This window comes from Agromyces indicus (assembly GCF_031432295.1).
GTDB classification, from domain to species: Bacteria; Actinomycetota; Actinomycetes; order Actinomycetales; family Microbacteriaceae; genus Agromyces; species Agromyces indicus.
Genome location: NZ_JAVKGS010000004.1, coordinates 48,793 through 72,970, shown reverse-complemented (window position 1 = coordinate 72,970; position 24,178 = coordinate 48,793). Strand labels below are relative to the sequence as shown.

Annotated in this window: 25 protein-coding genes; 15 read left to right on the top strand and 10 right to left on the bottom strand. The window is 72.7% G+C overall.

Going from position 1 to position 24,178, the window contains the following annotated elements:
* Nucleotides 1-183: 183 nt before the first annotated feature.
* Nucleotides 184-2,466: a polyribonucleotide nucleotidyltransferase gene (locus RH861_RS13645; RefSeq protein ID WP_310521446.1), complete on the top strand. Its 2,283-nt coding sequence runs from the start codon at nt 184-186 to the stop codon at nt 2,464-2,466.
* A 56-nt stretch (nt 2,467-2,522) separates the two neighbouring features.
* Here RH861_RS13645 and RH861_RS13640 read toward each other — a convergent pair whose 3' ends face one another.
* The 3 genes from RH861_RS13640 to RH861_RS13630 all read right to left on the bottom strand — a co-directional run bounded on the left by RH861_RS13640 (nt 2,523) and on the right by RH861_RS13630 (nt 3,991).
* A complete protein-coding gene (locus RH861_RS13640; RefSeq protein WP_310521445.1) occupies nt 2,523-2,735 on the bottom strand; it encodes a hypothetical protein in 213 nt (70 codons plus the stop codon).
* Complete coding sequence (locus RH861_RS13635; protein WP_310521444.1) at nt 2,732-3,382, bottom strand: ArsR/SmtB family transcription factor; 651 nt, start codon at nt 3,380-3,382, stop codon at nt 2,732-2,734. Before RH861_RS13635 ends, RH861_RS13640 begins: the two co-directional genes overlap by 4 nt.
* 150 nt (nt 3,383-3,532) lie before the next feature.
* A complete protein-coding gene (locus tag RH861_RS13630; RefSeq protein ID WP_310521443.1) occupies nt 3,533-3,991 on the bottom strand; it encodes an Lrp/AsnC family transcriptional regulator in 459 nt (152 codons plus the stop codon).
* A 167-nt stretch (nt 3,992-4,158) separates the two neighbouring features.
* Between RH861_RS13630 and pdhA the strand changes: the two genes are divergently transcribed.
* The 5 genes from pdhA to RH861_RS13605 all read left to right on the top strand — a co-directional run bounded on the left by pdhA (nt 4,159) and on the right by RH861_RS13605 (nt 8,625).
* Nucleotides 4,159-5,280 carry a pyruvate dehydrogenase (acetyl-transferring) E1 component subunit alpha gene (pdhA, locus tag RH861_RS13625; RefSeq protein ID WP_310521442.1) on the top strand — a complete coding sequence of 374 codons (1,122 nt, stop codon included), beginning with the start codon at nt 4,159-4,161 and terminating at the stop codon, nt 5,278-5,280.
* Nucleotides 5,277-6,296, top strand: coding sequence for an alpha-ketoacid dehydrogenase subunit beta (locus tag RH861_RS13620; protein ID WP_067946708.1), 1,020 nt, complete (start codon nt 5,277-5,279; stop codon nt 6,294-6,296). The genes pdhA and RH861_RS13620 overlap by 4 nt, the downstream gene beginning before the upstream one ends.
* Nucleotides 6,293-7,735, top strand: a complete 1,443-nt coding sequence (locus RH861_RS13615; protein WP_310521441.1) for a dihydrolipoamide acetyltransferase family protein — start codon at nt 6,293-6,295, stop codon at nt 7,733-7,735. The genes RH861_RS13620 and RH861_RS13615 overlap by 4 nt, the downstream gene beginning before the upstream one ends.
* A 106-nt stretch (nt 7,736-7,841) precedes the next feature.
* Nucleotides 7,842-8,150: a 4a-hydroxytetrahydrobiopterin dehydratase gene (locus RH861_RS13610; RefSeq protein ID WP_310521440.1), complete on the top strand. Its 309-nt coding sequence runs from the start codon at nt 7,842-7,844 to the stop codon at nt 8,148-8,150.
* 145 nt (nt 8,151-8,295) lie between these two features.
* The gene (locus RH861_RS13605) at nt 8,296-8,625 is read left to right on the top strand and encodes a histone-like nucleoid-structuring protein Lsr2 (RefSeq protein WP_310521439.1); all 330 of its coding nucleotides are present in this window, start codon (nt 8,296-8,298) and stop codon (nt 8,623-8,625) included.
* A gap of 31 nt (nt 8,626-8,656) precedes the next feature.
* On the opposite strand, the gene RH861_RS13600 is transcribed toward RH861_RS13605, so the two are convergent.
* The 3 genes from RH861_RS13600 to RH861_RS13590 form a co-directional block, all read right to left on the bottom strand.
* Nucleotides 8,657-9,142, bottom strand: a complete 486-nt coding sequence (locus RH861_RS13600) for a GNAT family N-acetyltransferase (protein ID WP_310521438.1) — start codon at nt 9,140-9,142, stop codon at nt 8,657-8,659.
* Nucleotides 9,121-9,717, bottom strand: coding sequence for a TetR/AcrR family transcriptional regulator (locus tag RH861_RS13595; protein WP_310521682.1), 597 nt, complete (start codon nt 9,715-9,717; stop codon nt 9,121-9,123). The genes RH861_RS13600 and RH861_RS13595 overlap by 22 nt, the downstream gene beginning before the upstream one ends.
* 103 nt (nt 9,718-9,820) lie before the next feature.
* Nucleotides 9,821-10,549 carry an MBL fold metallo-hydrolase gene (locus RH861_RS13590; RefSeq protein WP_310521437.1) on the bottom strand — a complete coding sequence of 243 codons (729 nt, stop codon included), beginning with the start codon at nt 10,547-10,549 and terminating at the stop codon, nt 9,821-9,823.
* A 56-nt stretch (nt 10,550-10,605) separates the two neighbouring features.
* On the opposite strand from RH861_RS13590, the gene RH861_RS13585 reads away from it, so the two are divergent.
* The 6 genes from RH861_RS13585 to RH861_RS13560 all read left to right on the top strand — a co-directional run bounded on the left by RH861_RS13585 (nt 10,606) and on the right by RH861_RS13560 (nt 17,614).
* Nucleotides 10,606-11,187, top strand: coding sequence for a TetR/AcrR family transcriptional regulator (locus tag RH861_RS13585; protein WP_310521436.1), 582 nt, complete (start codon nt 10,606-10,608; stop codon nt 11,185-11,187).
* A 108-nt stretch (nt 11,188-11,295) separates the two neighbouring features.
* On the top strand, nt 11,296-12,903 hold the full coding sequence (locus RH861_RS13580) for a carboxyl transferase domain-containing protein (protein WP_310521435.1): 1,608 nt from the start codon (nt 11,296-11,298) through the stop codon (nt 12,901-12,903).
* A 4-nt stretch (nt 12,904-12,907) separates the two neighbouring features.
* On the top strand, nt 12,908-14,866 hold the full coding sequence (locus RH861_RS13575) for an acetyl/propionyl/methylcrotonyl-CoA carboxylase subunit alpha (RefSeq protein WP_310521434.1): 1,959 nt from the start codon (nt 12,908-12,910) through the stop codon (nt 14,864-14,866).
* 164 nt (nt 14,867-15,030) lie between these two features.
* Nucleotides 15,031-16,197 (top strand): acyl-CoA dehydrogenase family protein, encoded by a 1,167-nt coding sequence (locus RH861_RS13570; RefSeq protein WP_067949308.1) that lies wholly within the window; start codon nt 15,031-15,033, stop codon nt 16,195-16,197.
* Between the two features lie 53 nt (nt 16,198-16,250).
* On the top strand, nt 16,251-16,796 hold the full coding sequence (locus RH861_RS13565; RefSeq protein WP_310521433.1) for a MaoC family dehydratase: 546 nt from the start codon (nt 16,251-16,253) through the stop codon (nt 16,794-16,796).
* Nucleotides 16,793-17,614, top strand: a complete 822-nt coding sequence (locus RH861_RS13560) for an HpcH/HpaI aldolase/citrate lyase family protein (RefSeq protein ID WP_310521432.1) — start codon at nt 16,793-16,795, stop codon at nt 17,612-17,614. Before RH861_RS13565 ends, RH861_RS13560 begins: the two co-directional genes overlap by 4 nt.
* A gap of 61 nt (nt 17,615-17,675) precedes the next feature.
* Here RH861_RS13560 and RH861_RS13555 read toward each other — a convergent pair whose 3' ends face one another.
* The 3 genes from RH861_RS13555 to RH861_RS13545 are packed head-to-tail and all read right to left on the bottom strand — an operon-like array spanning nt 17,676 to nt 20,256.
* A complete protein-coding gene (locus tag RH861_RS13555; RefSeq protein WP_310521431.1) occupies nt 17,676-18,473 on the bottom strand; it encodes an efflux permease Rv1217c-related protein in 798 nt (265 codons plus the stop codon).
* The gene (locus tag RH861_RS13550) at nt 18,470-19,456 is read right to left on the bottom strand and encodes an ABC transporter ATP-binding protein (RefSeq protein ID WP_310521430.1); all 987 of its coding nucleotides are present in this window, start codon (nt 19,454-19,456) and stop codon (nt 18,470-18,472) included. Before RH861_RS13550 ends, RH861_RS13555 begins: the two co-directional genes overlap by 4 nt.
* A gap of 41 nt (nt 19,457-19,497) precedes the next feature.
* Nucleotides 19,498-20,256 carry a TetR/AcrR family transcriptional regulator gene (locus tag RH861_RS13545; RefSeq protein WP_310521429.1) on the bottom strand — a complete coding sequence of 253 codons (759 nt, stop codon included), beginning with the start codon at nt 20,254-20,256 and terminating at the stop codon, nt 19,498-19,500.
* Between the two features lie 205 nt (nt 20,257-20,461).
* On the opposite strand from RH861_RS13545, the gene RH861_RS13540 reads away from it, so the two are divergent.
* The 3 genes from RH861_RS13540 to RH861_RS13530 are packed head-to-tail and all read left to right on the top strand — an operon-like array spanning nt 20,462 to nt 23,621.
* Complete coding sequence (locus RH861_RS13540) at nt 20,462-21,556, top strand: aldo/keto reductase (protein ID WP_310521428.1); 1,095 nt, start codon at nt 20,462-20,464, stop codon at nt 21,554-21,556.
* A 47-nt stretch (nt 21,557-21,603) separates the two neighbouring features.
* The gene (locus RH861_RS13535; protein WP_310521427.1) at nt 21,604-22,989 is read left to right on the top strand and encodes a M16 family metallopeptidase; all 1,386 of its coding nucleotides are present in this window, start codon (nt 21,604-21,606) and stop codon (nt 22,987-22,989) included.
* Between the two features lie 26 nt (nt 22,990-23,015).
* Nucleotides 23,016-23,621 (top strand): histidine phosphatase family protein, encoded by a 606-nt coding sequence (locus RH861_RS13530; protein ID WP_067949273.1) that lies wholly within the window; start codon nt 23,016-23,018, stop codon nt 23,619-23,621.
* A gap of 4 nt (nt 23,622-23,625) precedes the next feature.
* Here RH861_RS13530 and RH861_RS13525 read toward each other — a convergent pair whose 3' ends face one another.
* The gene (locus tag RH861_RS13525; protein WP_310521426.1) at nt 23,626-24,108 is read right to left on the bottom strand and encodes a GNAT family N-acetyltransferase; all 483 of its coding nucleotides are present in this window, start codon (nt 24,106-24,108) and stop codon (nt 23,626-23,628) included.
* Between the last annotated feature and the right edge of the window lie 70 nt (nt 24,109-24,178).

Here is a 24,178-nt window from a genome sequence, read left to right as displayed (position 1 = left end):
AACGGAGCAGGCCGGCAGGAAGCTGGTCCCCTGTGGTGGCTTACCAAGCACGAGCTTGGTGGACTTCTACTGGTGGCCAGCGCTGGCGGGTCGGATGACCCGCTGAGATCTGCCTGTTCCCTGCTCCTTGTCCACCTCGCGCGCCACACGGGCGTGCGAGTCGAAACAAAGGAGAGAGACCTCTTGGAAGGTCCTGAGATCACGTTCGCCGAGACCGTCATCGACAACGGTCGCTTCGGCACCCGTACCATCCGCTTCGAGACCGGCCGGCTCGCGCAGCAGGCGCAGGGTTCGGCGGTCGCCTACCTCGACGACGAGACGATGCTGCTCTCGGCCACGTCGGTGTCGAAGCAGCCGAAGGAGCACTTCGACTTCTTCCCGCTCACGATCGACGTCGAGGAGCGCATGTACGCCGCGGGCCGCATCCCCGGCTCGTTCTTCCGCCGCGAGGGCCGCCCCTCGACGGAGGCGATCCTCACCTGCCGCCTCATCGACCGGCCGCTGCGTCCCTCGTTCGTCGATGGCCTCCGCAACGAGGTCCAGGTCGTCGTGACCGTGCTCGCGATCGAGCCCGACGAGCTCTACGACGTGCTCGCCATCAACAGCGCGTCGCTCTCGACGCAGCTGTCGGGCCTGCCGTTCTCCGGCCCGATCGGCGGCGTGCGCGTCGCCCTCATCGACGGCCAGTGGGTCGGCTTCCCGAAGCACTCGCAGCTCGAGGACGCCGTGTTCAGCATGGTCGTCGCGGGTCGCGTCGTGACCGAGGCCGACGGCTCGCAGGATGTCGCGATCATGATGATCGAGGCCGAGGCCACCGACAACGCCTTCAACCTGATCCAGGCCGGCGCCGTCAAGCCCGACGAGACCGTCATCGCGCAGGGCATCGAGGCGTCGAAGCCGTTCATCAAGCAGCTCGTCGAGGCGCAGCAGGAGGTGGCGAAGACCGCCGCCAAGCCGACCGCCGACTACCCGACGTTCCCGCCCTACCAGGACGCGACGAAGGCCGCCGTCGAGGAGCTCGCGCTCGACGAGCTCAAGGGCATCTACCAGATCGCCGGCAAGGTCGAGCGTCAGGACGCCGACGACGCGCTCAAGGCGCGCGTCAAGGAGGCCATCGCCGCCAAGGTCGAGGCCGGGGAGCTCCCCGAGTCCGCCAACGGCGAGGTGTCGGCCGCGTACAAGTCGGTCACCAAGCACGTCGTGCGCTCGCGCGTCCTCTCCGAGGGCGTCCGCATCGACGGCCGCGGCCTGGCCGACATCCGTCCGCTCGACGCCGAGGTGCAGGTCATCCCGCGCGTGCACGGCTCCGCCATCTTCCAGCGCGGCGAGACCCAGATCCTGGGCGTCACCACGCTGAACATGCTCAAGATGGAGCAGCAGATCGACTCGCTGAGCCCGGTCACCAAGAAGCGCTACATGCACAACTACAACTTCCCGCCCTACTCGACGGGTGAGACGGGGCGCGTCGGTTCGCCGAAGCGCCGCGAGATCGGCCACGGCGCGCTCGCCGAGCGTGCGCTCGTGCCGGTGCTGCCGTCGCGCGAGGAGTTCCCGTACGCCATCCGCCAGGTCTCCGAGGCGCTCGGCTCGAACGGCTCGACCTCGATGGGCTCGGTCTGCGCGTCCACGCTGTCGCTGCTGAACGCGGGCGTGCCGCTGAAGGCGCCGGTCGCGGGCATCGCGATGGGCCTCATCTCCGACACGGTCGACGGTGAGACCCGCTACGCGGCGCTGACCGACATCCTGGGCGCGGAGGACGCGCTCGGCGACATGGACTTCAAGGTCGCCGGCACGTCCGAGTTCGTCACGGCGATCCAGCTCGACACCAAGCTCGACGGCATCCCCGCCTCGGTGCTCGCCGGCGCGCTCACCCAGGCCAAGGAGGCGCGCACCACGATCCTGCAGGTGCTGAACGCCGCCATCGACGGCCCCGACGAGATGGCGCCCACGGCGCCGCGCGTCATCAGCGTGCAGATCCCGGTCGACAAGATCGGCGAGCTCATCGGCCCGAAGGGCAAGACGATCAACGGCATCCAGGACGACACCGGTGCCGAGATCTCCATCGAGGACGACGGCACCGTCTACATCGGCGCGACCGACGGCCCGACGGCCGAGGCGGCGCGGGCCGCGGTCAACGCGATCGCGAACCCGACCAACCCCGAGGTCGGCGAGCAGTTCCTCGGCACGGTCGTGAAGATCGCCGCGTTCGGTGCGTTCATCTCGCTGCTGCCCGGCAAGGACGGCCTGCTGCACATCTCCGAGGTGCGCAAGCTCGCCGGCGGCAAGCGCGTCGAGAACGTCGAGGACGTCCTCGGCGTCGGCCAGAAGATCCTCGTCGAGATCACGAAGATCGACGACCGCGGCAAGCTCTCGCTCGCGCCCGTCATCGCGGAGGAGGCCGACTCGGCCCCCGCCGAGACCGAGCGCGTCCACCCCGTGGAGCCCGCCGAGGGTGCCGACGTCTAGTCGTCGCCCCGTCGAACCGATGCCCCGCCCGATCCGTTCGGGCGGGGCATCGTCGTCTACAGCGGCAGGAACGTCGCCGAGCGGATGGCGCGGTCGCGCTCGGCGACGGCGGTCTCGGCCGCCTCGTGGGCGGCCATCCTGGCGAGCAGGCGGTCGCGGTCGGTGCGCCGCGCCGAGCGGCGCCGGCCCCAGCGCGCCAGGGCGAGCCCGGCGCGGACGGCCCAGTCGCCGAGCCGGCCCGAGCCGGCGGAGAGGGTGAGGGAGCTCATCGGTCCTCCTTCGCGGGGTCGGCGGTCGGTTCGCCGCGGACGAGCGGGAATGCGTTGACGTGGATCTGGACGGGACGCGAGCCGGGCGACGGCGTGCGCTTGTAGGCGCTGATGTAGCGCTGCAGGACGGCGTCGATGTCGGTCACCAGGCCGTGGAGCTGCTCGGGCGTGAGGCGGAGGTTGATCGTGTCCGAGGTGGCGATGTCGAGCCAGTCGGAGTCGAACACCAGTTCGCCCTCGGCGAGGAACTCGTGGAAGTTCTGCTCGCGGGCGCGGAACCACTCGTCCTCCACGAGCTTCACCGCGAGGCGCTCCGCGCTGCCGGGCGGCAGCTTGCGGGCGTCGGGGATCGCGATGGATCCGGGGCTGCGTTCCCACCAGCGCTCGCGGCCCTTGCCGCGCGAGGGGTCCTCCCGCACCAGGCCGGCGCGAGCGAGCTGGCGCAGGTGATAGCTGGTGGCCCCGCTGGATTCGCCGAGGCGCTCGGCGAGCATGCTGGCCGTGAACGGGCCGTAGGACGAGAGCTCGTCGTAGATCCGCACCCGGAGGGGGTGCGCGAGGCTCTTCAGGCTCTCCGAGGGCAGGACGTGGTCGATCCCGGGGTGCCGGGAGCTGCTGGGCCAGGCGGTCAGGTCGGTGTCGTCCATGGTGCAAAGATAGCGTTGCAAAGAAAGCTTTGCAAGATGTTCTTTGCAACTCTCGCATGCTCGCGCGGATGACCGCAGCGGCGGTGCCCGGGCCCGACGGGTGGGCCGGCGCAGTTCGGCGGTGAGTGCGGCGCACCGGGTGGGCGCGGCTCAGCGGGCGAGCAGCGGCGACAGGCGGTAGGGGATGAGCTCGCCCATCGCGAGGGAGGTCTCCGTGCGTTCGACGCCCTCGATCGCGAGGATCTCCTCGTCGATGCGGAACAGGTCGTGCGCGTCACGGCAGACCACCCGGACGAGCAGGTCCACCTGGCCCGACAGCCCGTGGGCCTGGATCACCTCGGGGATCCGCGAGAGTTCCCGCACGACCTCGGACAAAAGCTTCTGGCGCGCGTGGACCGACACGAACGCCTCGAGCGGATAGCCGAGCGGCGCCGGGTCGATGCTGCGCTCGAACGACAGGAAGGCTCCGGATGCCTCGAGTCGCGCCATCCGCGCCTGGACGGTGTTGCGGCTCAGCTTGAGCCGGTCGGCGAGCGCGACGGCCGTGGCCCGCGGGTCGTCGGCCAGTGCCCGGAGCAGGGCTCGGTCGACCGCGTCGTAGCCGTTCATAGCGCCACACGTTAGCACCGTGAAGTCCGTCACCACCATGCAATCTGCGCAACTCGTCCGGGATTGCTTGAGCCGATTGCCAGATCGTCGTACGCTGCGGGTATCCGGCATCGGCGCCGGGCGCGACGCTGCCCACAAGGCGGCGGAGCCGACACGGAGGTTCGACGATGACCCCTTCCGACCGAGAGGCGACCGGGCTGCTGACCCGTCCCGGCGACCTCGTCCAGCTCCTCGACCAGGCGGGCACGCGACACGCGAACCCCGACTTCGACCCGTGGGTCGCCGACGTCGACACCGACGCGCTGGCCGCCCTCCACCGCGACATGGTCGTCGTGCGCCGCCTCGACGCCGAGGCCACTGCCCTCCAGCGCCAGGGCGAACTCGGCCTGTGGCCGCCGCTCGCCGGCCAGGAGGCCGCGCAGATCGGCTCCGCCCGCGCCCTCGACGACGAGGACTTCGTCTTCTCCAGCTACCGCGAGCACGCCGTGGCGTGGCTCCGAGGCGTGCAGCCCGTCGAGCTCCTCAGCGTCTGGCGCGGCACCGCGGCATCCGGCTGGAACCCCTACGAGAAGCGGATGGCCGTGCCGCAGATCATCATCGGCGCGCAGTCGCTGCACGCCGTCGGCTGGGCCATGGGCGCCAAGTGGCAGGGCGACGAGCACGTCGCCATCAGCTACTTCGGCGACGGCGCCACGAGCGAGGGCGACGTCAACGAGGCGTTCGTCTTCGCCGCGAGCTTCGACGCGCCCGTCGTGTTCTTCTGCCAGAACAACGGCTGGGCCATCTCCGAGCCGGTCGGCCTCCAGTCCAAGCAGCCGCTCGCGCGTCGCGCCGACGGCTTCGGCATGCCCGGCATCCGCGTCGACGGCAACGACGTGCTCGCCGTGCTCGCCGTGACGCGCTGGGCCCTCGACCGCGCCCGCCGCGGCGAGGGGCCCGCGTTCATCGAAGCCGTCACGTACCGCATGGGCCCGCACACCACCGCCGACGATCCCAAGCGCTACCGCACCGACGACGACCTCGCGGCGTGGCGGGAGCGCGACCCGATCGCGCGCCTGCACGCCCTGCTCGCGGCATCCGGAGCCGACATGGCGGCCGTCGACGCCGACGCGAAGGCCGCCGCCGACCGCGCCGCCGCCGACCTGCGCGCGGCCATCACGAACATCCCCGACCCGGAGCCCATGAGCGTGTTCGACCACGTGTACGCCGAGCCCAACAGCCACCTCGAGCGGCAGAAGTCGCGTTACGCCCGCTACCTCGCGATGTTCGACGAGGAGGGCGACCGATGACCACGCTGACCCTCGGCAAGGCGCTCAACGAGGGGCTCCGCCGCGCGCTCGCCGACGACGACACCGTCGTGCTCATGGGCGAGGACATCGGCACGCTCGGCGGCGTCTTCCGCATCACCGACGGCCTCAAGGCGGAGTTCGGCGGCGATCGCGTCGTCGACACGCCGCTGTCGGAGGCCGGCATCCTGGGCACCGCCGTCGGCCTCGCGTACCGCGGCTTCCGGCCGGTGGTCGAGATCCAGTTCGACGGATTCGTCTACCCGGGCTTCGACCAGATCGTCGCCCAGGTCGCGAAGCTGCACTACCGCTCTCGCGGCACGGTCAAGATGCCCATGGTCATCCGGATCCCGTTCGGCGGCGGCATCGGCGCGGCCGAGCACCACTCCGAGTCGCCCGAGGCGTACTTCACCCACACCGCCGGGCTGCGCGTCATCGCGTGCTCGAACCCCGCCGACGCGTACGTCATGATTCGCCAGGCCATCGCGAGCGACGACCCGGTGGTCTTCCTCGAGCCCAAGCGCCGCTACCACGTGAAGGGCGAGGTCGACCTCGACGCCAACCTCGCCGACGCCCGGCCCATGGGCGTCGCCACGGTCGTGGCATCCGGTCGCGACGTCACGCTCGTGACCTACGGCGCGCTCGTGCAGACCGCCAAGGATGCCGCGACCGCCGCCGCCGAGGAGGGCGTCTCCGTCGAGGTCATCGACCTGCGCTCGCTCGCGCCCGTCGACTACTCGACCATCGAGGCCTCCGTCCGCCGGACCGGACGTCTCGTCGTGGCGCACGAGGCGGGCGAGCAGGGCGGCGTCGGCGCCGAGATCGCCGCGTCGATCACCGAGCGCTGCTTCGAGTTCCTGGAGGCCGCGCCCGTGCGGGTCACCGGCCACGACATCCCGTATCCGCCGGCCAAGCTCGAGCAGCACCACCTGCCCGACCTCGACCGCATCCTCGACGGCGTCGACCGCGCGATGGGCCGGCCGAACTCGCTGTCCGACGTCTCGGAGGTGGACGCGTGAGCACGATCCGCGACTTCGCGCTGCCCGACCTCGGCGAGGGACTCACGGAATCCGAGATCGTCGCCTGGCGCGTCAAGGTCGGAGACCATGTCGAGCTGAACCAGATCATCGCCGACGTCGAGACGGCCAAGGCCGTCGTCGAGCTGCCTTCGCCGTTCGAGGGCACCGTGACCGCGCTGCACGCCGCCGAGGGCGAGACCGTCAACGTCGGCGAGAAGCTGTTCTCGTGCGACACGAGCGGTGCCGCGGTGACGGATGCCGCGGCGCCGGCCCCTGCCGCCGCGCCCGCCGCTGCGCAGGCCGCTCCCGCCGAGACCGCGTCCGAGGCCGCGGCCGAGCCCGTCGAGGTGCGCGAGCCGACCCTCGTCGGCTACGGCGCCGAGGCCGAGCGCGGACCCAAGCGACGGGCCCGCCGACTCGGCGCGCCCGCGGCGCTCCGCGAGGACCTCGTGCCCGCGCCGCCCGAGCACGACCGCATCGAGCCCGACACGGTCACCCACGGCGGCGCGAACGGACTGCACGACGCCGACGAGCGCCCCGAGCGTCCCCGGTCGACCCCGCCGGTCCGCAAGCTCGCGCGCGACCTCGGGGTGGACCTCGAGCAGGTCGTCGGCACGGGGGAGCGCGGCCTGATCACGCGCGCCGACGTCGAGGCCGCGGCATCCGGAACCGGGGCCCCCGAAGCCGCGCCGGCGACGACGGCGACGGTCACGGAGACGACGACCGCACGGACGGCACCGGGGGAGACCCGCATCCCCATCAAGGGCGTGCGCAAGCACACCGCCGCCGCCATGGTGCGCAGCGCCTTCACGGCGCCGCACGTGACGGAGTTCCTCACGGTCGACGTCACCGCAACGATGGAGCTCCTCGCCGCCATCCGCTCGGATCGCGCCTACGCCGGACACAAGGTCACGCCGCTCACCGTGGTGGCGAAGGCGCTCTGCATCGCCGCGGCCCGCACGCCCGAGGTCAACTCGCGCTGGGACGAGGAGGCGCAGGAGATCGTGCGGTTCGGCGGGGTGAACCTCGGCATCGCCGCGGCCACCGAGCGCGGCCTCGTCGTGCCGAACGTCAAGGGTGCCGAGCGGATGACGCTCATCGAGCTCGCCGACGCGATCGCGGCGCTCGCCGAGACCGCGCGTGCGGGGAGGACGGCGCCGGCCGACCTCGCCGGGGGCACGATCTCGATCACGAACATCGGGGTCTTCGGGATCGATGCGGGAACGCCGATCCTGAACCCGGGTGAGGCGGCGATCCTCGCGATGGGCGCCGTGCGGCGCCAGCCGTGGGAGCACCGCGGCGAGATCGCGCTGCGCGAGGTCATGACGCTCTCGCTCTCGTTCGACCACCGACTGGTGGACGGCGAACAGGGCTCGCGCTTCCTCGCCGACATCGGGCGGATCCTCCGGGAACCGGGCCTCGCGCTCACCATGTCCTGACCGTCGCCGCCTGGCACGGACGCGAATGGCCGGAACTCGACGCGAGTTCCGGCGATTCGCGTCCCAGAAGGGTGCGGGCGCAGCGTAGCGGGTGCAGGATGAGCCCATGGACGAGCGCACGCCCCGCTCGCGCGAGGACGTCGCGGCGGAGATCTCGGGAACCGGATTCCGCCACGACGGCGAACGGTTGACCGCCGAATTCCGGACGGCGGATTTCTCGAGCGCCGTTCGCCTGCTCGATGCGGTGGCCATTGAGGCGGATGCCGCCAACCACCATCCCGACGTGCGCCTCGGATGGGGCCGCATCGAATTCGATCTCGTATCGCACGACGTCGGGAGCGTGACGAGCCGCGATGTGGAATTGGCGAAGCGGATCGCCGTGATCGCGCACGAGCACGGCGCGACGATCGCCTGAATTCCGCGATCGCGTCGACTGGGAATTCTCCACAACCATCGAATAATTCACGTGCCCGAATTCACAGCGGGAATATGCTCGTCTGCAGACACGCGTTCCCGCTGTCGTATTCGACTGCGATTCCCCGCAGAAAGGGCGTGCACACATGGCGAAGCGAATTGTCGAGACCCTGGTCGACGATCTCGACGGATCCGAGGCGGATCGGACCATTGCATTCAGCATCAACGGCGACGGCTACGCGATCGACCTGTCGTCGGCGAACGCCGAGAAGTTCGAGGCGGCGCTCGCGCCGTTCGTCGACGCCGCGCGCCGCACGTCGTCGGGTCGCGCCGGTGGCAGCGCGCGCCGGCGGTCGGGTGGCGGTGGCGCCGGCGACACGAAGGACGCGCGCGAGTGGCTCCGTGCGAACGGCCACCAGGTGTCCGACCGCGGCCGCATCCCCGCGCCGCTGCTCGAGCTGTACCGCAACCGCTGACGCGGGGCGACGCCGCGCCCGCGGCAGCCGTTCACCGGAGGACGAACTCGATCTCCTCGATCTCCTCGCCGCGGGCGTTGGCGTAGTCCCGATCGCGCCGGACCTCGACGAAGTCGAGCTTGCGCAGCACGGCGACGGAGGCCGCGTTGTCGGCGGCCGCCCGCGCACGGATCGGGCGCGGCTGCGTGTCGAGGAAGAGGCGCAGGGCGCGCGTCGCGATCCCGCGGCCCCAGTGCTCGCGGTCGATCCAGTAGGTGATCTCGGCCATTCCCGAGTCGGCGTCGATCCAGCGTGCGACGCTGCCCACGATGCGGCCGTCGCAGCGGATGGTGCGCGCGTCGTAGTCGTCGCGCGTCGAGAACCGGGCGACGTGCGCGTCGTAGGCCGCACGGTCGGCCGGATCGGTCGCCGTGAAGGCGGCCATGCGGTTCGCCTCGGGATCGAGTTGGATGCGGAACAGCTCGTCGCGGTCGCCGGCGCGGGTCGCGCGCAGGGTCACGACGTGAGGCTCGACCATGCCATGTCCTCCAGGATGCCGCGGACCACCCTGTCCGCGGGTCGTCGCCCATGGATGCGGGCGCTGTGCGGGGTGGAGTTGACGAGCCCGAAGGCCGCGTGAGCCCGGATCCGCAACTCCGATTCGGCCCGGTCGGGCCTCAGGCGGGCGAGCACGCCCACCCACAGTTCGACGTACTCGCGCTGCAGGCGCCGGACCTCATGGGCGTCGGCCTCGTCGAGGCTGCCGAGGTCGCGGTCCTGCACGCGGATCACGTCGGCGTTCGCGAGCGCGAAGTCGACGTGGAAGCGGATGAGGTCGCGCAGGGCGCCTGCCGGTTCACCGGCGGCCGCGATGGTGCGTCGGCCGCCGTCGAGAAGCCCGCGGCTCGCGTCGGCGAGGATCGCAGCGAGCACGGCCGCCTTGCCGGGGAAGTGGCGGTAGACGGCCGGTCCCGAGACGCCGGCGGCCTGGCCGAGCTCTTCGAGCGTGACGCCCGCGTAGCCGCGGTCGGCGAACAGGCGGGCGGCGGCCGAGAGGAGGGCCGCGCGACGGTCGGCCTTGGCGCGGCCGCGGTCGGTGAGCGTGTCGCTCAGGGTGCACCTCCGGGGGAATTCGGTGAATGCACACTAACCGACCGGCGGTCTCGCGGCAACCGTGCCACCCCGCCGGCCTGCGGTGCCCCGGGTGTGCGGCCGATCAGCGAGCGGATGCCGCGGCGGCCTCGCGGACCAGGCGGACCGCCTCCGCCGCCCCGCCGTTCCACGGAGTCCCGTGCCCGGGGAGCACCCACGTGGCATCCGTCGCCGCGAGCGCGTCGAGGGAGTCGAGCGCCGCCTCGGGCTCATCGGTGAACGGCGCCGGCTGCGGCCCGCGCCGGCCGGTGAGCACGTGCCGCGTCGTCAGGGCGTCGCCCACGAACACGGCGTCGAGGTCGGGGGAGTGCACGGCGATGCTCCCCGGCGAGTGGCCCGGCATGCCGATGATGACGGGCGAGCCCGGGAGGTCGAGCCGGTCGCCGTCGCGCACGGTGCGGACCTCGACGAGGTACTCGGTCTTGGCGCCGCCCTTGACGAGCGCGTACGCGAAGAAGCGCACGATCGGCCAGGGCCGGATACCGCGGCCGAAGCTCGTCGCCGGCTTGTCGCCGCCACGGGCGCGCGCGGCGTCGGCTTCGTGGACGTGCACCGGCACCCCGTGCTCGCGGCGCAGACGCTCGGCGAAGCCCAGGTGGTCGGAGTCGCCGTGGGTGAGGATCACGGCGCGGATGTCGTCGACGGACCGCCCGGCGGCCTCGAGCTCGGCCAGGAGGTCGGCGTAGTGCCCGGGGAGGCCGGCGTCGACGACCGTGATGCCGCGGTCGTCGAGGAGGAGGTAGGCGGCGACGATCTCGTTTCCGATGCGTCGCAGGCCGGTACGGAGTTCCATGTCGGCTATGATACGTAGCCATGATGGCTAATGTCAATAGCCACAGGGAGGACGCCATGCCCACGCCGACGCGCATCACGCCGGAATCCCTCCACGCGGCAGCTGCGGAGATCCTCGAACGCGACGGTCGGGACGGGCTCACCATGCAGGCCGTCGCGACCGCACTCGGGGTCCGCGCGCCGTCGCTGTACAAGCACGTGCGCGATCGCGAGCACCTCGTGCGGACCGTCGCCGACGGCGTGGCGCGGGAGCTCGGCGACCGGGTCGATGCGGCGGTGGCGGCGACCACCGACGCGCCGTCGGCGGCGCGGGCGATCGCCGCTGCTGCCCGCCGGTTCGCGCACGAGCGGCCGAACGGCTACGCCCTCGTGTTCGGGCCGCTCCCGGAGTCCGAGCGCGCGGATCGCGCCGCCCTCGACCGCGCGAGCGCCGCCGTCATGGAGGTCGCCCGCCGCCTCGCGGGCGAGGAGCACGCGCTCGATGCCGCGCGCACCCTGACGGCGTGGATGCACGGATTCACCGCGATGGAGCTCGCGGGCGCGTTCCGGCTCGGCGGCGACCTCGATCGCGCGTGGGAGTTCGGGATGGAGCATCTCCTGGTCGGCCTCTCCGGCGGTTCCGCCGTTCCTGGACGCTGAGCCGTGTTGCGGATTTCGGTGAATGGTCGCTAACATGAATCCCGGTTAGCGAGCGTTCACCGAAGGCGCTCGGGTCCACGCCACGACGGAGAGGCGGAGCGGAAGCGGATGCACACCCTCACGAGCGCGATCGACGCGGCATCCGACGCCGCCCGCGCCAACGCCGATGCGCACGCGCTGCTCGTCGACGAACTGCGGGCCAAGCTCGCCCGGGCCGCCCTGGGCGGCCCCGAGGCCTCGCGCGACCGGCACGTCGCGCGCGGCAAGCTGCTGCCTCGCGACCGCGTCGAACGACTGCTCGACGAGGGCAGCGCGTTCCTGGAGCTCGCCCCGCTCGCGGCCGACGACCTCTACGACGACGACACGCCCGCCGCGGGCGTCATCGCCGGCGTGGGACTCGTGCACGGCCGGCCCGTGATGGTCGTGTGCAACGACGCCACGGTCAAGGGCGGCACGTACTACCCGATGACCGTGAAGAAGCACCTGCGGGCGCAGGAGGTCGCGCTCGAGAACGCGCTCCCGTGCATCTACCTCGTCGACTCCGGCGGCGCCTTCCTCCCGAAGCAGGACGAGGTCTTCCCCGACCGCGACCACTTCGGCCGCATCTTCTACAACCAGGCGAACCTCTCCGCGCGCCGCATCGCGCAGATCGCGGCCGTCATGGGGTCGTGCACCGCGGGCGGCGCCTACGTCCCCGCGATGAGCGACGAGACGGTCATCGTCCGCAACCAGGGCACGATCTTCCTCGGCGGCCCGCCGCTCGTGAAGGCCGCCATCGGCGAGGTCGTCACGCCCGAGGAGCTCGGCGGCGGCGACCTGCACGCGCGCCACTCCGGCGTCACCGACCACCTCGCCGAGGACGACGAGCACGCGCTCGAGCTCGTGCGCGACATCGTCGGCACGCTCCCGGCACCGGCCGACCGCGCCTGGGCGGTCCGCGAGCCCCGGGAACCCGCCGTGGACCCGGCGACGCTCACCTCGGTCGTGCCGGTCGACGTGCAGCAGCCCTACGACGTGCGCGAGGTGATCGCGCGCCTGGTCGACGGCAGCGAGTTCCACGAGTTCAAGCGCGAGTACGGCGACACGCTCGTGACCGGCTTCGCCTGGATCGACGGGCATCCGGTCGGCATCGTCGCGAACAACGGCGTGCTCTTCTCCGAGTCGGCCATGAAGGGCGCGCACTTCATCGAGCTCTGCGACCAGCGCGGCATCCCGCTCGTGTTCCTGCAGAACATCTCGGGCTTCATGGTCGGCCGCGACGCCGAGGCCGGCGGCATCGCCAAGCACGGCGCGAAGATGGTCACCGCCGTCGCGACCACCCGCGTGCCGAAGTTCACCGTCGTCATCGGCGGGTCGTTCGGCGCCGGCAACTACTCGATGTGCGGCCGCGCCTACTCGCCGAGGTTCCTCTGGATGTGGCCGAACGCCCGCATCTCCGTGATGGGCGGCGAGCAGGCGGCATCCGTGCTCTCGACGGTCAAGCGCGACCAGATGGCGGTGCGCGGCGAGGAGTGGTCGGCCGAGGACGAGGCCGCGTTCAAGGCGCCCGTGCGTGAGCAGTACGAGGCGCAGGGCAGCCCCTACCACTCGACGTCGCGCCTCTGGGACGACGGCGTCATCGCCCCCGGCGACACCCGCACGGTGCTCGCCCTCGCCCTCGAGCTCGCCAGCCGCACGCCGCTGCCCGAGCCCCGCTTCGGCCTGTTCAGGATGTGACCGGATGACGCAGCCGTCCCCCTCCGCCGCCCGACCCTTCGACCGGGTGCTCGTCGCCAACCGCGGCGAGATCGCCGTACGCGTCATCCGCACGCTGAAGCGCCTCGGCATCCATGCCATCGCCGTCCACTCCGACGCCGACGCGGGCGCCCCGCACGTCGCGCTCGCCGACGAGGCCGTGCGCATCGGCCCGGCCGCGGCATCCGAGAGCTACCTCGACCCGGCGCGCATCGTTCGCGCGGCCCTCGACACCGGCGCGCAGGCGATCCACCCCGGCTACGGCTTCCTCTCCGAGAACGCCGCCTTCGGGCGCGCGTGCGCCGAGGCCGGCATCGTGTTCGTCGGTCCTGGCGCGCTCGCGCTCGAGGTCATGGGCGACAAGATCCGGGCCAAGCGCCACGTCGCCGAGTCCGGCGTGCCCGTGGTGCCGGGCGTCAGCGAGCCGGACGCGACCGACGACGAGCTCCTCGACGCCGCGCCGCTCATCGGGTTCCCGCTGCTCGTCAAGCCGTCCGCGGGCGGCGGCGGCAAGGGCATGCAGGTCGCCCGCGACCAGTCCGAGCTCGAGCACGCCCTGCCCGCGGCCCGCCGCGTCGCGCGCGCCGCGTTCGGCGACGACACCCTGCTGCTCGAGCGCTTCATCGACACCCCGCGCCACATCGAGGTGCAGGTCCTCGCCGACGCGCACGGCAACGTCATCCACCTCGGCGAGCGCGAGTGCTCGCTCCAGCGCCGGCACCAGAAGGTGGTCGAGGAGGCGCCGTCGCCCCTGCTCGACGCCGCGACGCGCGAGCGCATCGGCCAGGCGGCATGCGACGCCGCCCGCAGCGTCGAGTACCTCGGCGCCGGCACCGTCGAGTTCCTGGTGTCGGATGCCGCGCCCGACGAGTTCTTCTTCATCGAGATGAACACGCGCCTGCAGGTCGAGCACCCCGTGACCGAGCTCGTCACGGGCGTCGACCTCGTGGAGCAGCAGCTGCGCATCGCGGCGGGGGAGCCGCTCGCGATCGCGCAGTCCGATGTGGGCCTGACCGGCCACGCGGTCGAGGCGCGCGTGTACGCCGAGAGCCCCGAGCGCGGCTTCCTGCCGTCGACGGGCGAGGTGCTCGCGTGGCGACCGCCCGCCGGCGAGGGCGTCCGCGTCGACGCGGGCATCCGCGAGGGGCAGCGGGTCACGGCCGACTACGACCCGATGATCGCGAAGGTGATCGCGTACGGCGCCGACCGCGACGAGGCGCTCGACCGGCTCGACGCCGCGCTGGCCGGCACCGTGCTGCTCGGCGTCGAGTCGAACATCGCCTTCCTCCGCCGCCTGCTCGCCCACCCCGACGTGCGCGCCGGACACCTCGACACGAACCTCATCGATCGACTGCCCGACCCCGAGCCGACGGATGCCGCGGCCGATCCGCTCGCCGCGGTCGCCCGCGCCGCGCGCGAGCGCGACGCGCGCCGGAGCGCGGCGACCGGGCACGCCTGGCAGCGTGAACGCGGCTGGCGCGTCGGCGGCGTGGCGCCCGCCGCGGCCTCAGGTCTCGCGGACGACGAGGCGCTCGAGCGCGCGGTGATCGCGACCAGCGCCGACGGCACCGTCTGGGTGCACGCCGAGGGCCGCGCCGCATCCTTCCCGCGCACGGATCGTCGCGCGGCGCTCACGGCCCGCCTCGCCCAGCTCGAGCGCGGCGGCTCCGCCGACCCCGACCTCCGCGCGCCCATGCCCGGGAGCGTCACGACCGTGCTGGTCGCCGACGGCGACCGCGTCGAGGCCGGTCAGGCGGTGCTCGCGATCGAGGCCATGAAGATGGAGCACCGCGTCACCGCCGAGGCGCCCGGCGTGGTCCGCATCCGCGTCGCCGTCGGCGACCAGGTCGCCCGCGACCAGGTCGTGGCGAGCGTCGAACACGACGGCGACGGCGGCGACGCCGCGCCCGTCGAGGCCGGCGCCGCGGCATCCGTCGCCCCCTGAACCCCCGCCCCCACGAGGGGCGGTCCCACCGACCACCGAGACCAAGGAGCAGCACGGTGAACCCCAACCTCAGCGCCGAGGAGCAGGCCCTCGACGACCAGCTCACCGACATCGACACCACGGCGGCCCCGAGCCCGCACCGAGCAGCACCGAGGAGCAGCAGCATGAACCTCAACCTGAGCGCCGAGGAGCAGGACCTCTACGACCGCGTGCGGGACTTCGCCGACACCGTCGTCGCCCCCGCCTCGTTCGAGTACGACACCCAGCGGCGCCTGCCGATCGAGATCATCCACCAGATGGGCGAGATGGGCCTGTTCGCCCTGCCCTTCCCCGAGGAGGTCGGCGGCGGCGGGCGCAGCTACTTCGAATTCTGCCTCGCCGTCGAGGCGCTCGGTCGCGTCGACCAGTCGATCGGCGTCACCCTCGAGGCCGGCATCGGCCTCGGCGTGATGCCCATCTACCGCTTCGGCACCGACGAGCAGCGCGCGAAGTGGATGCCCGACCTCGTGGCGGGCCGCGCGCTCGCGGGCTTCGGCCTCACCGAGGCGAACGCCGGCTCGGACGCGGGCGCCACCGAGACCACGGCCGTGCTCGACGGCGACGAGTGGGTCATCAACGGCTCGAAGCAGTACATCACCAACTCCGGCACCCCGATCACGAAGATCGTCACGATCATCGCCGTGACGGGCGAGGAGACCCGCCCCGACGGGTCGGTCAAGAAGGAGCTCTCGGCCATCATCGTGCCGAACGGCACCCCCGGCTTCGAGGTGCTGCCGGGCTACGACAAGGTCGGCTGGAACACCTCCGACACGCACCCGCTGAAGTTCACGAACGTGCGCGTGCCGAAGGAGAACCTCGTGGGCGAGCGCGGTCGCGGCTACGCGAACTTCCTCCGCTGCCTCGACGAGGGCCGCATCGCGTTCGCGGCGCTCGCGACGGGCGCGGCGCAGGGCTGCCTCGAGCAGGCGATCATCCGCGCCAAGGAGCGGATCGTGTTCAACACGCCGATCGCGACGCACCAGCACATCCAGTTCATGATCGCCCGCATGCAGGCGCGCGTGCACCAGGCCCGGCTCGCCTGGTACGACGCGGCCCGCAAGATGGACGCCGGCCTGCCGTTCAAGATGGAGGCGTCGCTCGCCAAGCTCATCTCCAGCGAGGCCGCCATGGCCAACGCCCGCGACGCGTCGCACATCTGGGGCGGTGCCGGCTTCCTCAACGAGAACGTGGTCGCCCGCCACTACCGCGACTCCAAGATCCTCGAGGTCGGCGAGGGCACCACCGAGGTGCAGCTCATGATCATCGCGCGCGAACTCGGCCTCGCCGGGTAGCGTTCGAGACGAGCGGATGCCGCGGCGGCCGTCGCGGCGGAAGGGAGCCAGCGATGGCGGGTGCGACCCCCACGGCGAACGAGACCCCCGGGATCCCCGAGGTGACGAACGAGGTCGTGCAGCGCGGACTGTGGTTCGAGGAGTTCGAACCCGGCACGCGGTACCTGCACCGGCCGGGCCGGACCGTGACCGAGGCCGACAACGTGCTGTTCACGACGCTGACGATGAACACGCAGGCGCTGCACCTCGACGCCGCGTGGTCGGCAGGGCAGCCGTTCGGCGAGCGGCTCGTGAACTCGATGTTCACGCTCGCGACGATCGTGGGCGCGTCGGTGACCCAGCTCACGCAGGGGACCATCGTGGCCAACCTCGGGTTCAGCGAGGTCGCGTTCCCCGCGCCGCTGCACCACGGCGACACGCTGTACAGCGAGACGATCGTGGTCGACAAGCGGGAGAGCTCGTCGCGGCCCGGGCAGGGGATCGTCACGCTGCACCACATCGGGCGCAACCAGGACGGCGTGGTGGTCGCGAAGGCGACGCGCAACGTCATGATGTGGTTGCGCGAGGCGGGGGAGCGCCAGGCGGGGGCGGGCGCATGAGCCACCCCGCGTTCCCGTTCGGCCCGGCGCTGCTGTTCTGCCCGGCCGACCGACCCGACCGCTACGCCAAGGCGGCCGAGCGGGCCGACGCGGTGATCCTCGACCTCGAGGACGCGGTCGCCGAACCGGCCAAGTCGGCCGCGCGCGAGTCGCTCGTGGCGAACCCGATCGACCCCGACAAGGTCATCGTGCGCGTGAACCCGGCGTCGACACCGCATCTCGTCGACGACCTCCAGGCGCTCCGTCGCACCCCGTACCGCACGGTGATGCTCGCCAAGGCCGAGGGCACCGCCGACCTCGTCGGCCTGCACGGCTACGACGTGATCGCCCTGTGCGAGACCGCGCGCGGCGTGCTCGCCGCCGCGGAGATCGCGCACGTGCCGATCGTCTCGGCGCTGATGTGGGGTGCGGAGGACCTGGTCGCGTCGCTCGGCGGCGGGTCGAGCCGGCACGCCGACGGCCGGTATCGCGACGTCGCGCAGCACGCCAGGTCCCAGGTGCTGCTCGCGGCGGGCGCGCACGGCGTCGCCGCGATCGACGCGGTCCACCTCGACCTCGCCGACGCCGAGGGCCTCCGGGCCGAGGCGGAGGACGCCGCAGCGCTCGGGTTCCGGGCGACCGCGTGCGTGCATCCCGACCAGGTCGCGGTCGTTCGCGAGGCGTACGCTCCCGACCCGGAGCGGCTCGCGTGGGCACGGGCGCTGCTGGCCGAGGCGGCGGTGCGCGAGCGCGACGGCGTGTTCTCGTTCCGGGGGCAGATGGTCGACGCGCCGCTCATGCGCCAGGCCGAGGCCGTCGTGCGGCGGGCGCGGGCGTAGCCGACGGATGCCGCGACGCGTCGCCCGTGTGCGGGGCGCGCGCCGCGGCATCCGTTCTCGGTCACACCGCCACGTCGCGGCGGCGGAACACCAGCCAGCCGAGGACCAGCAGCACCGTGGACACGGCGAACAGCAGCCAGGTCAACTCGCTCCAGCCGTTCTCGAGCGGCGCGTCCGCGTACGCCCAGCTGTACGGCGACCAGTCGTGCAGCCACCGGACGTCCTCGCCCTGGTTGCCGAGCGCGTTCATCGCGTAGCCGTACACGGCGATCCCCGCGCCCGCGCCGAGCGACCAGGTGCGGCGGCCGGTCAGGCCGCCGACCGCGATGGCGGCCGCGGCGCTCAGGGCGACGAGGCCGAAGTAGGCCACGGCGGTCGCGACGAGGTCGCCGAACTCGATGCCGAGCTCGGACGGCTCGTTCAGGATCATCACGACGACGACGCTCACGAGCGCGAGCCACGCGAGCTTGACGAGCACGGCGGCCGTCCGCTCGGCGTAGAGCTGCCCGCGGGTCACGCCGTGCGCGAGGGTGAGCTCGAGCTGGCCGTTCTCCTCGTCGTTCGCGATGGCGCCGGTGCCCCAGCCGACCGCGGCGATCGTCGCGAGCACGAAACCGATGAGCCCGTAGAACGTCGCCTGGACGTATCCGGGGCCCGAGCCGATCTGGTCGTACCCGAGCGACTGCACGAGCTCCGGCGGCATCATGTCGACGATCTCCTGCAGCTGGCCGTTGCCGCCGAACGACGGGTAGAGCGGCAGGTACAGGAACAGGGCGACGAGCAGGCCCCCGGTCCAGCCGAGGAGCCCGCGCCAGCCGTCGGCGAGCGAACGCCGGAAGAGGGGGAGGACCGTGTTCATCGCCGCGCCCCCTTCCGCGTCGTGCCCTCGGCGTCGTCGCCGGCGTCGGCGTCGGCCGTGAGGTCGGTGCCGTAGTAGGCGAGCACCATCTCCTCGAGATCGGGCTCCTCCACCGTCAGGTCGACCACGTCGAGCCGGGCGACGGCCTTCACGAAGGCGTCGACGTGGGCGTCGAGGGTGGCCGAGAACGCGACGGTGCCCGGACCGTCGCCCGCCGGGGCCACGCCGCTCACGCCGGGCAGCGCGTCGAGCGTCGCACGGGCCGCCGCGGCATCCGCTTCGGCCACGACGAGTCGGACGTGCCGCACCGCGTCCTCGCGGAGCGCGGCGACCGTGGACCGCTCGACGATGCGCCCCTGCTTCAGGATCGCGATCTCGTGCGCGGTCTGCTGCACCTCGCTGAGCACGTGCGACGACAGGAAGACGGTCTGGCCGTTCGCCTTCGCCTCGTGCAGCATCGCGTGGAACTCCTGCTGCACCAGCGGGTCGAGCCCGCTCGTCGGCTCGTCGAGCACCAGCAGCTCCGGCTCGTGCATGAAGGCCTGGATGAGGCCGATCTTCTGCTTGTTGCCCTTCGAGAGGCTGCGGACGGGACGGCCGAGGTCGACGCCGAGCCGGTCGGCGAGCGCGTCGACGGCACCGGGACGCACGGGCCCCGAGATCTCGGCGTAGTGCGCCAGGAGCTCGCGCCCCTTCACCCGCGTCGCCAGGTGCAGCTCACCGGGCAGGTATCCGATCCGTCGGCGGAGTGCGGCCCCGCCGAGGCGCGGCGTCTCGCCGAGCACCCGCAGCTCGCCGGCGCTCGGCCGCAGGATGTCGAGCAGCAGGCGCATCGTGGTGGTCTTGCCGGCGCCGTTCGGTCCGATCATGCCGAAGACGCTGCCGCGCGGGATGTCGAGGTCGATGCCGTGCAGGGCGGTGTTCGCGCCGTAGCGCTTGACGAGGCCGCGCGTGGTGACGGCCGCGTCGGTGGTGGTGTCCATGGAGGTCCCTTCGAGTCGATGACGAGAGCGGATGCCGCGCCTCAGTGGCGCGCGGCGTCGTCACCGGTCGGCGGGTCGGGGTCCTGGTTCGGGTTGCCGGGGCCCTTGTCGGAACGCACCCGGTCGGCCGGGACGGCCGCCTCGGGGTGGGCCACCGCGTGGCCGTCGCCGACGTCGGCGATCGCCGAGCGGGCCGCATCGAGGATGCGGGTGTCGGCGTAGAGGCCGTGGGTGTAGAGCTCGAGCGTCGGCAGCGTCATTCGCCGTACGGTCGCGGGGTCGTCGAGCGGGGCCCCCAGCACGCGCGCGAGGTGCTCGCGCAGCAGCAGCGGGGCGAGCCCGTGCACGGTCACGAGCACGGCCCGGAGCTCGGGGTCGGAGCTCTCGCGCATGGCGCCGGAGGCGACCCCCTCCTCGAGCATGGCCCGGGTCTCGGCGAGCAGGAGGTCGAAGAGCCGGTCGCCGCCGCCCGTGCCGTCGGCGAGCATCATGCCGACGTAGTCGAGGTAGCCGCGGAAGCGTCCGGGGTCGTCGAGCCATTCCCGGATCGTGGAGGCGACCTCGGTGTCGCCGAGGCGGGCCTTCTCGCCGATCAGCTGCGCGACCATCCACTCGTCGCAGGCGCGGCGCAGTCCCTCCTTCGAGCCGAAGTGGTGGATGACGAGGCCGGCGCTCACGCCCGCGTCGCTCGCGATCTCGCGGACGCTCGTGCGCGCGAAGCCGTGGCGTCCGAACCGCGCTACGGCGGCGGCTCGGATGCGTGCGACGGTGGTCGCGTCGGCGGCGGGGATTGAACGCACGTTCAGGATGCTAAACGCTTGTTCAATGCACCGCAAGAGGCGTTCGGCCCGCGTGCGCCCGCGCGGTCAACCGAACGGACGATGCGGCTCCGGACCGCCTCGGGGACCGTGTTCACCAACGTTTCGATAACGCTTCACCCGATCCGTCGGGGGTCGCTCCGAGACGCCGCCTACTGTCGAAGGCAATCCTGGGGAGGAGGATCGCGTGGCGCGGAAGCACGCACAGCACGGAGCACGGCGGGCCGGGGGCCGGCCGGGCGCCGCCACGGCGTGCGCCGCCGACGAGCTGGATCGCGTGCCGGCCGAGACCTCGGAGCCCAGCACCGCGGAGCCGCCCACCACCGCGGAGATCCAGACGAACCCCGTCTCCGGCCCCATCACGGTGCCGTATCGCGTCGAGCTCGGCGACTCGGGCGTCGAGGTGCACTCGCTCGGGCTGAGCACCGGGGCGCTCGACCGGGGCGCCGATGCCCACGCCGCCGACCTCCTCGACCGCTTCGCCGGCCTGGGCGGAGACCTCATCGCCGTCGCCGACGGGCCGGCGGACCCGGCCGCGGGTGAACGCCTCGTCGGCGCCTGGCTCGCCTCGCGGGGCACGCGCGACCGCGTGCGCCTCATGACCCGGGTGCGACGCAGCCCTGGACCCGCCCGGCCCACGACCCGCAAGATCACCGACGCGGTCGACGCCTCGCTCGGACGTCTCGGCACCGACCGCATCGACCTCCTCGCCTACCACGACGACGACCCCGAGACGCCCCTCGAGGAGATCCTCGGCGCGCTCGACGCGCTCCTCGCCTCCGGCAAGGTGCTCGCGCTCGCCGCCGCGGGCTGCTCGCCGGAGCGCCTCATCCAGGCGCGCGTGCTCGCCGCCGACGGCCTGCCCCGCTTCCAGGCGCTGGCGACCCCGTACCACCTCCTGGCACGCCGCGGCTTCGAGGGCGCGCTCGGCGTCGTCGCCCGGGCGCAGGGGCTCGCGGTCCTGCCGCAGTCGCCCCTCGCGGGCGGCGTCCTCGGCCGGCGGTTGCACCGACGCGGCGAGCCCCACGACGCGACCGCGGCACGGCACCAGCACCGGGCGGGGCGCCGCGCGACCCGCGTGCTCCGGGTGCTGGGCGAGGTCGCCGCCGCCCACGGCACCGATCCCGCCGCGGTCGCCGTGGCGTGGCTGCTCGCGCGGCCGGCCGTCGCCGCCCCGGTCGTCGCCGTGCGGCGCCCCGACCAGGTGGACGCCCTCATGCGCGCCGCGTCGCTGGTCCTCACCCGGTCGGAGCTCGTCGAGCTCGACCGGGCCTCGGCCTGAGTGCGAGCCGGGCGTGCTCCGCCGCGCCGTGGCCTAGGCTGGGTGGCGTGAACGGCGCCGTCGACCTTCCCCTCGGTACGCCCGAGCTCGAGTTCCGGGCCGCCGGAGACACCCTCGTCCGCCGTTCGGTCCTGCCGTCCGGCATCCGCGTCCTCAGCGAGCGCGTGCCCGGCAGTCGGAGCGCGACGATCGGCTTCTGGGTCGCCGTGGGCTCCCGCGACGAGCACCCGTCCGACTCCGGTCACCCCGCCACGTTCGGCTCCACGCACTTCCTCGAGCACCTGCTCTTCAAGGGCACCGCCGCGCGCACCGCGCTCGACATCGCCGTCGCGTTCGACGCGGTCGGCGGCGAGCACAACGCCGTCACGGCCAAGGAGTACACCTGCTACTACGCGAAGGTGCAGGACCGCGACCTCCCCATGGCGGTCGAGGTGCTGGCCGACATGTTCACCTCCTCGCTGCTCGACCCCGACGAGTTCGAGAGCGAGCGCCGCGTCATCCTCGAAGAGCTCGCGATGGCGGGCGACGACCCGGCGGATGTCGCGAGCGAGCGCTTCTTCGAGGCCGTGCTCGGGCGGCATCCGCTCGCCCGACCCATCGGCGGCGACCCGGAGACGATCGGCGCTGCGACGCGTGACGCCGTCTGGGAGCACTACCGCGCGAACTACCGTCCGCAGGACCTCGTCGTCACCGTCGCCGGAGCCGTCGACCACGACCGCGTCGTCGCGGACCTGAGCCGCGCGCTCGCCGCAGCCGGGTGGCGGCTCGACGACGAGGGCGCCCCGGTCGAGCGGCGCGACGGCGGGCCCGCGACGCTCGTCGCCACCACCGCGCTCACGGTCGTCGAGAAGCCCAACGAGCAGGTGAACCTCGTGCTCGGGGTACCCGGTCTCGTGGCGACCGACGACCGCCGCGCCGTGCTCAGCGTGCTGAACACGGTGTTCGGCGCGGGCATGTCGTCGCGGCTGTTCCAGGAGGTGCGGGAACGGCGCGGCCTGGCCTACTCCGTCTACTCCTTCGCCCCCGGCTACTCCGACGCGGGCGTGTTCGGCATGTACGCCGGCTGCGCGCCACGCAACGCCGCCACGGTCGCCGCGCTCATGCGCACCGAGCTCGAGCGCCTCGCCCACCACGGCGTCACGCCCGACGAGATGGAACGCGCCGTCGGCTACCTCGGCGGCGCCTCGGCGCTCGCGCTCGAGGACAGCGACACGCGGATGTCGCGGCTCGGTCGCGCCGAGCTCGCGCTCGGCGAGTTCGCCGACCTCGACGAGGCGCTCCGTCGCGTCGCCCGGGTCACGGCCGACGACGTGCAGGCCCTCGCAGCCGATCTCGCCGCGCGTCCCGTGTCGCTCGTCGCGGTCGGGCCCGTCGACGAGCACGCGTTCCGATCGGTCGTCGACCAGCCCGAACCCCGAACCGACGTCGCCTGAGCGACGCCCGACCCCCAGGAACCCACGTGCCCCACCACCTGTACCTCGTCCGCCACGGCGAACAGCTCGACGCCGAGCACGGCCTCCCGGACGGGCCGCTGTCGCCGCGGGGCCGACGGCAGGCGGAGCTGCTCGCCGAACGGCTCGGCGGGATCCCGTTCGACCACGCGTGGCACTCGCCGCTGCAGCGCGCTGCTGAGACCGCGAAGATCATCGCGGGCAAGCTCCCGGCCCTGCACCCGGAGCCCTCGGCCCTGCTCTTCGACTGCGTGCCGTCCGGTCCCGGGCCCGACACGCCCTCGGCGTACGCGCCGTTCTTCGGCTCCTACTCGGAGCTCGACTTCGAGGCCGGGCAGGCGCAGATGGCCGACGCGCGGGCGGAGTTCCTCAGCTCCCACCGCGAGGACCGCCACGACCTGCTCATCACCCACAACTTCGTGATCGGCTGGTTCGTGCGCGAGGTGCTCGGCGCACCCGAGTGGCGCTGGGTCACGATCAACCAGGCCAACTGCGGCCTGACGGTGCTCACCCAGCGAGCGCCGGGCCGGCCGTGGAGCCTCGTGGTGCACAACGACCTCGCCCACCTGCCGCCGGAGATGCGGACTGGGCTGCCCGACCTGTACTCGCTCTGACCGGTCAGGCGCGAACGCGCTTGCCGTACCAGTTCGTCGCGTTCGGGTTGGCGTTGTAGGGCGGGATGTCGACGTAGCCGCTCGATCGGTAGAGCCCGCCCGCGGCCTCGAGGCTCGCGTTCGTGTCGAGGACGAGCTCAGCGGCGCCGAAGCCGACCGCGCGCCGCTCGAGCTCGAGGAGCAGGCGGCGGCCCTCGCCGCGGCCCCGACCCGCGGGCGCCAACCAGAGGTGCTTGACCTCGAAGCGCACCGTGCCGTCGTCGGCGTCCGCGATCCGCCGCACGCCGCCGCAGCCCACCGCCTCGCCGGACTCGTCCTCGACGATGAGGAAGACGCCGGCCGGCGGAGTGAACTGGGCCGGTTCCGGCCACGTCGGGCGGTACGCGCCCTGCTCGGGCGGGAAGCCCTCGGCGCGCTCGGCGAAGTACGCGTCGAGCAGGCGGTGCGCGTCGGGGTCGGTCACGTCGGCGTCGCGGAAGCGCAGCATCCGCTCAGCCTACGACCGCGGGGACCCGCACTCGGACGTCCGCTGCGACGGGCGGACCGCGGCGGCGCGA